The sequence below is a fragment of the Ferrovibrio xuzhouensis genome, from assembly GCF_042648965.1.
GTDB lineage: Bacteria > Pseudomonadota > Alphaproteobacteria > Ferrovibrionales > Ferrovibrionaceae > Ferrovibrio > Ferrovibrio xuzhouensis.
In genome coordinates, this window is sequence record NZ_JBHRYJ010000001.1 from 833,796 (window position 1) to 844,476 (window position 10,681).

Below are 10,681 nucleotides of genomic sequence, written 5' to 3' on the forward strand. Positions count from 1 at the left end.
ATAGACAAATTCCCCCGGCCTGTCCATATCAAGGCAGGACAAATTTCTCTCGCTGCGAAAGCCGCTTAAGCCCGATCCGCCCGCCATGACGCAGAGCCCAGACAGCCGCCCCGACGCTGACCGCAGTGCCGGCCCGGCCATCGTCGTGACCGGCCTCGCCAAGACCTACGACCAGGTCGCGGCGGTGGCGGGCATCGACTTCGCCGTGCCGCGCGGCAGCGTCACGGCTTTGCTCGGCGGCAACGGCGCCGGCAAGACCACCACGATTGCCATGCTGCTCGGCCTGCTGAGCCCCACGGCCGGCAACATCGCGGTGCTCGGCGTCGACATGCTGCGCGACCGCCACCAGGTGCTGCCGCAGATGAATTTCTCGTCGCCCTATGTCGACCTGCCGCACCGCCTGACCGTGCGGCAGAACCTGCGCGTCTTCGCCCAGCTCTATGCCGTGCCCCAGGCCGAGGCGCGCATCGCCGAACTGGCCGCGGAACTGGATTTCGCCGCCCTGCTCGACCGGCCGGCCGGCGCGCTGTCGGCCGGCCAGAAAACCCGCGTGGCGCTGGCCAAGGCACTGATCAACAAGCCTGCCCTGCTGCTGCTCGACGAGCCGACCGCGTCGCTCGATCCCGATACCGCCGACTGGGTGCGCAGCCTGCTGGAACGCTATCGCCGCGAGGCCGGCGCCACGATATTGCTGGCCTCGCACAACATGGCCGAGGTCGAACGGCTGTGCGACCAGGTGCTGATGATGAAACAGGGCCGCATCGTCGACCGCGGCACGGCGGCCGAGCTGATCGAACGCTATGGCCGGCGCAATCTGGAAGAGGTCTTCCTCGACATCGCGCGCAACCGCGGCAAGGCCGCAGCGGCGCAGGAGGCGGTGGCCAAGGAGTCACTGGCATGAGCACGCCCGGCTGCGGTTTCGAGATGTTCGGCATCGGCCCGGGGCGCATCGGCGCCATGCTGCGCCGGCACTGGTACCTGCTGTCGGGATCATGGTTCCGCGTCTTCGAGCTGATCTACTGGCCGGCGGTGCAGATGATCATGTGGGGCTTCCTCACCCAGTTCCTCGCCGGCAAGACCAGTTACGTGGCGCAGGCCTTCGGCATCCTTTTGTCAGGGATCATGCTGTGGGACACCCTGTTCCGGGTGCAGCTCGGCGTCGCCGTTTCCTTCCTCGAGGAAATGTGGTCGCGCAATCTCGGCAACCTGTTCGTCAGCCCGCTTAGGCCGACCGAATTCGCGGCCTCCGTGCTGCTGATGGGTGCCATCCGCACGTTGCTGGGCATGGTGCCGGTCAGCCTGCTGGCCTGGTGGTTCTTCGGCTTCTCGGTCTATTCCATGGGGCTGGCGCTGGCTGCCTTTTTCGCCAGCCTGATCCTGTTCGGCTGGGCCATCGGCATCGCCGTCTGCGGCCTGATCATGCGCTACGGCATGGGGGCGGAAAGCGCCGCCTGGGGCACCATGTTCCTGATCCTGCCGGTCGCCGCCGTCTATTACCCGGTAACGATCCTGCCGCAGTGGCTGCAATACGTCGCCTGGGCGATGCCGCCGGCCTATGTCTTCGAGGGCATGCGCGCGCTCTTGATCGACGGGGTGATCCGCAGCGACCTGATGTGGCGCGGCTTTGCGCTGAATGCCGTCTACCTCGCCCTCGGCATGGCCGCCTTCCTGCGCTGGTTCGAGGCGGCGCGCCGTCGCGGCCTGCTGCTCGGCCAGGGTGAATAAAAACTAGCCGCCGAACAGCAGATGCCCGAGCAGCCGGTTCGGCAGCAGGGTGAACAGGCCGGCCAGCACCAGCCCGCCGGTGAACAGCCCGATCATCGTCCAGCGATGGCGCTGCACATTGCCGCGACGGATCGCGTAGATGCCCCAGGGCAGGGCCAGCAAAGTGACCACCGACAGGATGTGGATCGGGCTGAACTGGCCCGGATGGATGGTGCGGATGAACAGGCTGCTCAGCGCCGCCGTCGCCATCAGGATGACCCAGATCCAGCCGAGCCGGCGGTGCGAGGCGGTGCCCTTGCGGCGCACCAGCATGACGACGCCGAGCACCAGCGCCGCCAGGGTGGCGGCCAGATGGAGCTGGATGACCGGGCCGGCGGCCATAATTGGGGCATAATTCATGGCTACAGACTTAGCGAAGACCCTGAAAAACAGCCATAAGTTTGCTATATAAGGCCTGTGATCCAAATCACAGCCGATTCCGGGAAAAATCCTTTCAGCCCACCCCCATTCACTTAGCCAAGGACATTAACCGTGAGCGCCACCATTGCCCTGGTCGACGACGACCGGAATATCCTGACCTCGGTTTCCATCGCGCTGGAAGCCGAAGGCTACAAGGTCCGCACCTATAACGACGGCGCCGAGGCCCTGCGTCACCTGACCCAGCAGATGCCCGACCTCGTCATCCTCGACATCAAGATGCCGCGCCTCGACGGCATGGAAACGCTGAGCCGGCTGCGCCGGGTCAGCCAGGTGCCGGTAATCTTCCTGACCTCGAAGGACGACGAGATCGACGAGGCGCTCGGCCTGAAGATGGGTGCCGACGACTACATCACCAAGCCGTTCAGCCAGCGCCTGCTGATCGAACGCATCAAGGCGGTGCTGCGCCGCGCCGAGGCGAACAAGCCCGGCGCCGAAGAGACTTCGGCCGACAAGATGATCCTGCGCGGCCCGCTCTCGCTCGATCCGGCGCGCCATCGCTGCCTGTGGAACGGCGAGGACGTCACGCTGACGGTCACCGAGTTCCTGCTGCTGGAAGCGCTGGCGCAGCGGCCGGGCCATGTGAAGAACCGCGACCAGCTGATGGATGCGGCCTATGACGACAACGTCTATGTCGACGACCGCACCATCGACAGCCATATCAAGCGCCTGCGCAAGAAGTTCAAGCAGGTCGACGACGATTTCGATGCCATCGAGACGCTGTATGGCGTCGGCTACCGCTTCAAGGAGCAGGCATCCTGACCGTGTGATGCCGGCAGGGGGAGTGAACCAGTGACGGGAGACAAGCGGTGACCGCGGGACGCCCGCGGCGGCTGATGTCGCCGCTGACCCGCCGCATCCTGCTGATCAATCTGGCGGCGCCGATCTCGCTGGTGCTGGCTTTCCTGTATCTCGACCAGTTCCGCCTCGGCCTGATCGAGACGCGCCTGACCTCGTTGCGCTACGAGGCCAACCTGATGTCGGGCGCGCTCGGCGAGGCGGCGATCAGCCCCTACGAACTGACCCCGGCGCTGGAGCCGGAAACTGCGCGGCAACTGCTGCGGCGCCTGTCAGCGCAATCGAGCGCCCGCGCCCGGCTGTTCGATACCGACGGCGAGATGGTGGCCGACAGCCGGCTGCTGCTGGCGGCCGGCCGCGGCGTGATCACCCGCCAGCTGCCGCCACCGCAGATCGACACGCCGTGGGAACGCGCCCTGATCGGCATCTACGATCATATCAACGCGCTGTTCATGACGCGCCTCGACCTGCCGAAATACGTCGAGCTGCCCTATACCCATGCCAATGACTATGCGGAGGTGCGCCGCGCGCTGACCGGCGACGACGCCCAGCAGCTGCGCGACCTTGGCAGCGGCCGCATCCTGCTGTCGGTCGCGGTGCCGGTGCAGGGCCTGCGCAAGGTGGTCGGCGCCCTGATGCTGACCGTCGACAGTACCGAGATCGACAACCGCGTGCGCGAGGAGCGGCTGACCGCGCTGAAGGTGTTCGCCGCCGTGCTCGGCTTCACCGTGCTGGCCTCGCTGTATCTCGCCGGCGCCATCGTGCGGCCGATCCACCGACTGGCCGATGCCGCCGAGCGCATCCGCGCCGCCAAGGGCCGCATCGGCCATCTGCATATCCCTGATTTCTCGGGTCGCAGCGACGAGATCGGCGACCTGTCGACAGTACTGCGCGCCATGACCAGCGCACTGTCGCAGCGGCTGGATGCCATCGAGCGCTTCGCCGCCGATGTGGCCCACGAGATCAAGAATCCGCTGACCTCGCTGCGCAGCGCCATGGAAACCTTCGCGCGCACCGAAAAACCGGAGCTGCGCGAGCGGCTGCTGGTCGTCATGCAGGACGATGTCGGCCGCATGAACCGGCTGATCAGCGACATTTCCGAATCCTCGCGGCTGGATGCCGAACTCGCCCGCAGCGATGCCGAGCCGATCGACATTGCCGAGATGCTGCAGGCGGTGGTCGATACCTATGCGGCACGCGGCGCCGTGCAGGCGATGCCGAAGATCGAGCTGAAGCGCATCGAGCCCGGCCCCTATCTCGCGTCCGCCTTCGAGGGCCGGCTCGGCCAGGTGATACGCAACCTGATCGACAATGCCATCTCGTTCAGCCCCGAAGGCGGCACCATCACGGTGGCGGTGCGCCGCGAGCCGCGCCATGTGGTGTTTACCGTCACCGACGATGGCCCGGGCATTCCGGCCGAAAGCCTGGAATCGATCTTCGACCGCTTTTACAGCGAGCGGCCGTCCAGCGAGGCCTTTGGCCTGCATTCCGGCCTCGGCCTGCCGATTGCCCGCCAGATCGTGCAGTCGCTCGGCGGCCAGATCCATGCCGAGAACCGCGACGACGGCCACAGCGGCGCGCGGTTCACCGTGCGCCTGCCGCTTTAACCATATCGTGCGGTTAGCGGCGGCAATTTAGCGGCGGCATGTATTGACAGTGCCGCCTCCCCGGCGGCAGGCTCCCGACCATGCTGACGATCCATGCGAGCTGTGTGGCCTTCACCGGCGCCGCCGTGCTGTTGCGCGGCCCTTCTGGATCCGGCAAATCCGATCTTGCCTTCCGGATGATCGAGGCGGGCTGCCGCCTCGTCGCCGATGACCGCACCATCCTCACCCGCGACGACGCGCGGCTGATCGCCGCCGCGCCGGAGACCATCCGCGGCCTCATCGAAATCCGCGGCCTCGGTCCGGTCGAAATGATCCCCGCCGCGGCCACCCCGGTGGTGCTGGTCATCGACCTCGTGCCGCAGGACGAGGTGCCGCGGCTGCCGGACCCGCAGCATGAAACCCTGCTCGGCATCGACCTGCCCTGCCTGAAGCTCGCGCCCTTCACCGCCAGCGCGGCCGCCGTCGCGCGACTGGCGCTGATGCGCGCCGCTACCGGCCGCCTGTTCGAGCCGGCCGAAGCCCGCGCCCTGCAACGCGACGTGCACCATGGCTGAACCGCTCCGCCCATGACCGCAGCTCCGCATCGTCCGCGTCTTGCCATCGTCAGCGGTCTGTCCGGTGCCGGCAAGTCGACGGCGCTCAAGCTGCTTGAGGATGCCGGCTACGAAGCTGTGGATAACCTGCCGGTGTCGCTGCTGCCGCGCCTCACCCAGCCGGGCGAAGCTGACGCCCAGGCGGCACAGCACGGCATCGCTGTCGGGGTCGACAGCCGTACGCGCGATTTCCAGCCCGACCGCCTGCTGGCCATCCTCGGCGACATCCGGCAGCGCGGCGACCTCGACGTGCAACTGGTCTATTTCGACTGCGACGACGATGTGCTGCTGCGTCGCTTCACGGCAACGCGGCGGCGCCATCCGCTGGCCGGCGACCGGCCGGTCAGTGACGGCATTGCCGCCGAGCGCCACCTGATGGCACCACTCAAGGCTGAGGCCGATCTCGTCATAGATACCTCAACGCTAGCCCTGCCCGGTTTGCGGCAGGTGCTGGCCAGCCAATTCGCGCTGGACGACCAGACCGGCCCCGGTATCATGATCGTCTCGTTTTCTTACCGGCATGGCCTGCCGCGCGAGGCGGATTTGGTGTTCGACGTGCGCTTCCTGCGCAATCCCCATTATGACGAGCAGCTGCGGGCGCGCACCGGCGAGGACCCGGCCGTCGCCGCCTATATCGCCGCCGACCCGGATTATCCGGGTTTTTTCAGCCGCCTGACCGGAATGCTGGAGGCTCTGCTGCCGCGCTACGGCGCCGAGGGCAAACGCTATCTGACCATTGCGCTGGGGTGTACCGGCGGCCAGCATCGCTCGGTGTTTGTCGCCGAACAGCTGGCGCAGGCCTTGCGCAACAGCGGCCAGCATGTCGATATCCGGCACCGCGACCGCGATCAGGCCCTGGCCGACGCGACAAGGAAATGAAGACCGAGGGAAATGAGGACCGCGACCCCCATGACCGGCTGCACCCCATGATCGGTATTGTCATCGTCACCCACGGCCGCCTGGCCGAGGAATTCATCAATGCCACCGAGCATGTGGTGGGCCCGCAGAAGAATATCCGCGCCGTCTGCATCGCGCCGACCGACAAGGACGAACGCCGCCAGGACATCGTCGATGCCGTCGCCGCCGTCGATGCCGGCAAGGGCGTCATCATCCTGACCGACATGTTCGGCGGCACACCGTCGAACCTCGCCATCTCGATCCTGTCGGAAGGCAAGATCGAGGTGATCGCCGGCGTCAACCTGCCGATGCTGATCAAACTGGCCTCGGTGCGCGACAAGTTCGACATGGCCGCCGCAGTCGCCGCCGGCCAGGAAGCCGGCCGCAAATACATCAATGTCGCGTCCAAGCTGCTGGCGGGAGAATCGCGCTAGTGGACACGGCTTCCGGCACGCCGGCCGCCAGCAGCGCACCACTGGTGCGCAGCGTCACCATCATCAACCAGCGTGGCCTGCATGCCCGCGCCGCGGCCAAGTTCGTCCAGGTGGTGGCGCGCTTCCCGCAGGCCCGCATCCAGGTCTCCAAGGACGGCCAGACCGTCAATGGCGAGTCCATCATGGGCCTGATGATGCTGGCCGGCACGCAAGGCTCCAGCATCGAGATCGCCGCCAGCGGGCCCCAGGCCGAGGCGGCCATGGCCGCCCTGGAAGAGCTGGTGGCGAACAAGTTCGGCGAGGGGGAGTAGCCGGTTCGGGCGGGCCGCCCCCGATATACCGCCCCGGGATCATATATTCCTATATAAAGATTTCTTTATATAAGGCTGGACAGCCCCGCCCGGCCTTTGCTATACCGCCCCCAGTTTTCGACCCTGAACGCCGGAGCGAGCGGATATGAGCGCGGATTACATCATCAAGGACATCGGGCTGGCCGACTGGGGCCGCAAGGAACTCGACATGGCCGAGACCGAGATGCCGGGCCTGATGGCCCTGCGCGAGGAATTCGGCAAGAAGCAGCCGCTGAAGGGCGCCCGCATCGCCGGCTCGCTGCACATGACGATCCAGACCGCAGTGCTGATCGAGACCCTGCAAGCGCTCGGCGCCGACATCCGCTGGGCCTCGTGCAACATCTATTCGACCCAGGACCATGCCGCCGCCGCCATCGCCAAGGCCGGCATCCCGGTCTTCGCCGTCAAGGGCGAGTCGCTGACCGAATACTGGGACTACACCCATAAGATCTTCGACTGGGCCGACGGCGGCACGCCGAACATGATCCTCGACGACGGCGGCGACGCCACCCTGCTGCTGCATCTTGGCATGCAGGCCGAGAAGGATCTGTCGGTCGTCGCCAAGCCGACCAACGAGGAAGAGGAAGTCCTCTTCGCCGCGATCAAGAAGCGCGTCAAGGAGCAGCCCGGCTGGTACACCAAGATGGGCACCGCCATCAAGGGCGTGACCGAAGAGACCACCACTGGCGTGCACCGCCTGTACCAGATGGCCAAGGAAGGCCGCCTGCTGTTCCCGGCGATCAACGTCAATGACAGCGTTACCAAGTCGAAGTTCGACAACCTCTACGGCTGCCGCGAAAGCCTGGTCGACGGCATCCGCCGCGGCACCGACGTGATGATGGCCGGCAAGGTCGCCGTGGTCGCCGGCTTCGGCGATGTCGGCAAAGGTTCGGCCGCTTCCTTGCGCAACGCCGGCTGCCGCGTCATGGTCACCGAGATCGATCCGATCTGCGCCCTGCAGGCGGCGATGGAAGGCTACGAAGTCGTGACCATGGAAGACGCCGCCCCGCAGGGCGACATCTTCGTCACTGCCACCGGCAACGTCGATGTCATCACGCTCGACCACATGCGCCAGATGAAGCATCGCGCCATCGTCTGCAACATCGGCCACTTCGACAGCGAGATCCAGATCGGCGCGCTGAAGAACCTGACCTGGCACAACGTCAAGCCGCAGGTCGACGAGATCGAGTTCCCCGACAAGAAGCGCATCATCGTCCTGTCGGAAGGCCGCCTGGTCAACCTCGGCAACGCCACCGGCCATCCGAGCTTCGTGATGAGCGCGTCCTTCACCAACCAGGTGCTGGCGCAGATGGAACTCTGGGGCAACCCGGGCAAGTACCAGAAGCAGGTCTACACCCTGCCGAAGCATCTCGACGAGAAGGTCGCCTCGCTGCATCTGGCCAAGGTCGGCGCCAAGCTGACCAAGCTGAGCGACAAGCAGGCGAAGTACCTCGGCATCGGCAACACCGGCCCGTTCAAGCCCGATCATTACCGCTACTGATCCGCCGGCCACAGCACGCGGCGGCACGATGGCCGGGCGGGGAAATCCGCCCGGCCATTCGTCTTTTTAACGCCTTGTTTTCCCGCCGCCGTCTGCCGATAGTGACCGCCATGTCCCCGTGGCGTAACACAGATGGTGGAGCGGCCGGTCATGGCCGATAGCGCCTTGATCTGGGCCGGCCTGTCGGTACTGGCCGGCTCGGCTGCCGCCATCGTCGCCCTGCGGCAGAACCGGCAGGCGCGCCGGCTGGCCGCGCACCTGAAGCAGGCCGAGGACGACCGCAAGCGGCTGACGCGCGAACGCGACGGTGCCCGCGGCGAGGCCGCCGCGCTGGCCGACCGGCTGGCGGCACTCGCGATGGACACTGCCTCCCTGCGCACCGAGGTCCAGGCCCTGCGCCAGGCCGAGGCGGAAGCCCAGGCCCTGCTCGATGCGGCGCCGTTTCCGATCTGGCGCCGCGATGCCGAGGCCCGCCTCGTCTGGGTCAATGCGCGCTATGCCCAGATGGCCGAGACCACGCCGGCCGAGGCCGTCGCCCGCGGCCTTGAGCTCGCCTCCTCGCATGACCTGAGCCAGCCGCGCGATCTCGCGCTCGCCGCCCGTGATGCCGGCATCCTGCGCACCGAGGATCGGCGCTTCGTCGCCGAGGGTGACCGCCGCAACTATCGCATCTTCGAACAGCCGGTCGGCAGCGGCACGCTCGGCTTCGGCCAGGACATCACCACCGAGGCCGACGCCCGCGGCCAGCTGCGCCGCCATATGGAAGCCCATATGGAAGTGCTGCGCACCATCTCGACGGCAACGGCAATCTTCGGTCCCGACCGCAAGCTGATCCTGTTCAACCGCGCCTATGCCCGCCTCTGGCAGCTCGACGAGGCCTGGCTCGATACCAGCCCGACCTTCGGCGAGATCCTCGAGCAGCTGCGTGCCGACCGCCGCCTGCCCGAGCAGATCGACTGGCAGTCCTACAAGCGCGGCCAGCTCGGCCTGTTCACCACGGTGATCGAGCGGCAGGAGGAACTGCTGCATCTGCCGGACGGCTCGACACTGCGGCTGGTCATCAGTGCCTATCCCTCCGGCGGCCTGCTGTTCGCCTATGACGATGTGACCCGGCAGCTGACGCTGGAGCGCGCCACCAACACCATGATCGCCGTGCAGCGCGCCACGCTCGACAACCTCTACGAAGCCGTGGTGGTCTATGGCTCCGACGGCCGGCTGTCGCTGTACAACCGCGCCTTCTCGCAGCTCTGGCAGATCGATCCCGACCTGCTGAACCGCCAGCCGCATCTGACCGAAGTGCTTGAAGCCGCCCGCCCGCTAATGCAGCGCGGACCGGGCTGGGCGCAACTGCGCGAGCGGCTGGTCGACAGCTTCGCCGCCCGCAAGCCGACCCGCGGCCGGCTCGAACGCGGCGACGGCGCGGTGATCGACTATGCCTCGGTGCCACTGCCCGACGGCGCCGTGCTCTATACCTATCTCGATGTCAGCGACAGCATTCGCATCGAACGCGCACTGCGCGACCGTAACGAAGCGCTGGAACGCACCGACCGGATGAATGCCGCCTTCATCAGCAACATCACCCACGAGCTGCGCTCGCCGCTGGGTACGCTGATCAGCATGACCGAGGTGCTGGCGCAGGGCATTCTCGGCCCGGTCAATGCGCGGCAGGAGGAATACTGCGGCGACATCATGCTGGCCTCGCGCAACATGCTGCGGCTGCTCGACGACATCATCGCCATCGCGACCATCGAGGTCGGCCAGATGGCGCTCGATCCCGACGACCTTGCCGCCGAAGACCTGTGGCAGCCGCAGAGCACGCAATGGCTGGACCTCGCCGAGCAGCGCGGCGTCGCCATCGAACTGCCGGATGGCCAGGCCACGCCGGCCGGCCGGCTGACCGGCGATGGCCACCGGCTGCGCCAGGCGCTCGACAGCGTGTTCTGCGCCGCCATCGACGGCACGCCGCAGGGCGGCCGGGTCCGGCTGTCGACCTATACCGCCGAGAATGGCGCCGCCGACACCAATGGACGTCTCTGCCTGCGCATCGAAAGCCACAGTGGCGGGCTGGCGCCGGTGCGCCCGACCCGGGTCTTTGCCGACCTCGCCGATGCCCCGGACCGCCGCCGCACCCATGCCGACCTGTCGCTGGTGGTGGCGCGTGGCCTGCTCGACCTGCATGGCTGCGGCCTGCGCCTCGACGACGGCGACGGCATGCAGGCGGTGGAAATCCTGCTGCCGGCCGGTCGTACGCCGGCCATGGCCGCCATTGCAGCGAGTCCGGGCGGTCAGTAGAGTCCGC

Annotated in this window: 11 protein-coding genes; 10 read left to right on the forward strand and 1 reads right to left on the reverse strand. The window is 66.9% G+C overall.

Annotated features, from left to right (window positions below):
• The first annotated feature begins 85 nt into the window (after window positions 1-85).
• Both ACFOOQ_RS04090 and ACFOOQ_RS04095 read left to right on the forward strand, forming a co-directional pair.
• Entirely contained in the window at window positions 86-901 is an 816-nt protein-coding gene (locus ACFOOQ_RS04090) for an ABC transporter ATP-binding protein (protein WP_379722092.1), read from the forward strand.
• A complete protein-coding gene (locus tag ACFOOQ_RS04095) occupies window positions 898-1,725 on the forward strand; it encodes an ABC transporter permease (protein WP_379722094.1) in 828 nt (275 codons plus the stop codon). The genes ACFOOQ_RS04090 and ACFOOQ_RS04095 overlap by 4 nt, the downstream gene beginning before the upstream one ends.
• A 3-nt stretch (window positions 1,726-1,728) precedes the next feature.
• Here the strand turns inward: ACFOOQ_RS04095 and ACFOOQ_RS04100 are convergent, their stop codons facing one another.
• A complete protein-coding gene (locus ACFOOQ_RS04100) occupies window positions 1,729-2,124 on the reverse strand; it encodes a DUF2306 domain-containing protein (RefSeq protein WP_379722096.1) in 396 nt (131 codons plus the stop codon).
• A gap of 132 nt (window positions 2,125-2,256) precedes the next feature.
• On the opposite strand from ACFOOQ_RS04100, the gene ACFOOQ_RS04105 reads away from it, so the two are divergent.
• The 8 genes from ACFOOQ_RS04105 (at window position 2,257) to ACFOOQ_RS04140 (ending at window position 10,674) form a co-directional block, all read left to right on the forward strand.
• A complete protein-coding gene (locus ACFOOQ_RS04105) occupies window positions 2,257-2,964 on the forward strand; it encodes a response regulator transcription factor (RefSeq protein ID WP_379722098.1) in 708 nt (235 codons plus the stop codon).
• 47 nt (window positions 2,965-3,011) lie between these two features.
• Window positions 3,012-4,607: a sensor histidine kinase gene (locus tag ACFOOQ_RS04110; protein ID WP_379722100.1), complete on the forward strand. Its 1,596-nt coding sequence runs from the start codon at window positions 3,012-3,014 to the stop codon at window positions 4,605-4,607.
• Window positions 4,608-4,687: 80 nt separating this feature from the next.
• Entirely contained in the window at window positions 4,688-5,161 is a 474-nt protein-coding gene (locus ACFOOQ_RS04115) for an HPr kinase/phosphorylase (RefSeq protein WP_379722102.1), read from the forward strand.
• A 12-nt stretch (window positions 5,162-5,173) separates the two neighbouring features.
• The gene (rapZ, locus tag ACFOOQ_RS04120; RefSeq protein WP_379722104.1) at window positions 5,174-6,079 is read left to right on the forward strand and encodes an RNase adapter RapZ; all 906 of its coding nucleotides are present in this window, start codon (window positions 5,174-5,176) and stop codon (window positions 6,077-6,079) included.
• Between the two features lie 47 nt (window positions 6,080-6,126).
• Window positions 6,127-6,531 (forward strand): PTS sugar transporter subunit IIA, encoded by a 405-nt coding sequence (locus tag ACFOOQ_RS04125; protein ID WP_379725324.1) that lies wholly within the window; start codon window positions 6,127-6,129, stop codon window positions 6,529-6,531.
• Window positions 6,531-6,842, forward strand: coding sequence for an HPr family phosphocarrier protein (locus tag ACFOOQ_RS04130; RefSeq protein ID WP_379722106.1), 312 nt, complete (start codon window positions 6,531-6,533; stop codon window positions 6,840-6,842). The genes ACFOOQ_RS04125 and ACFOOQ_RS04130 overlap by 1 nt, the downstream gene beginning before the upstream one ends.
• 145 nt (window positions 6,843-6,987) lie before the next feature.
• Window positions 6,988-8,382 (forward strand): adenosylhomocysteinase, encoded by a 1,395-nt coding sequence (ahcY, locus tag ACFOOQ_RS04135; RefSeq protein ID WP_379722108.1) that lies wholly within the window; start codon window positions 6,988-6,990, stop codon window positions 8,380-8,382.
• 150 nt (window positions 8,383-8,532) lie between these two features.
• Window positions 8,533-10,674 (forward strand): sensor histidine kinase, encoded by a 2,142-nt coding sequence (locus ACFOOQ_RS04140; protein WP_379722110.1) that lies wholly within the window; start codon window positions 8,533-8,535, stop codon window positions 10,672-10,674.
• Window positions 10,675-10,681: the final 7 nt, after the last annotated feature.

Bases quoted from the DNA above. Each gene is read 5' to 3' on its own strand.
- ACFOOQ_RS04090 (WP_379722092.1), top strand. From the start codon at position 86: ATGACGCAGAGCCCAGACAGCCGCCCCGACGCTGACCGCAGTGCCGGC.
- ACFOOQ_RS04095 (WP_379722094.1), top strand. From the start codon at position 898: ATGAGCACGCCCGGCTGCGGTTTCGAGATGTTCGGCATCGGCCCGGGG.
- ACFOOQ_RS04100 (WP_379722096.1), bottom strand. From the start codon at position 2,124: ATGAATTATGCCCCAATTATGGCCGCCGGCCCGGTCATCCAGCTCCAT.
- ACFOOQ_RS04115 (WP_379722102.1), top strand. From the start codon at position 4,688: ATGCTGACGATCCATGCGAGCTGTGTGGCCTTCACCGGCGCCGCCGTG.
- rapZ (WP_379722104.1), top strand. From the start codon at position 5,174: ATGACCGCAGCTCCGCATCGTCCGCGTCTTGCCATCGTCAGCGGTCTG.
- ACFOOQ_RS04125 (WP_379725324.1), top strand. From the start codon at position 6,127: ATGATCGGTATTGTCATCGTCACCCACGGCCGCCTGGCCGAGGAATTC.
- ahcY (WP_379722108.1), top strand. From the start codon at position 6,988: ATGAGCGCGGATTACATCATCAAGGACATCGGGCTGGCCGACTGGGGC.
- ACFOOQ_RS04140 (WP_379722110.1), top strand. From the start codon at position 8,533: ATGGCCGATAGCGCCTTGATCTGGGCCGGCCTGTCGGTACTGGCCGGC.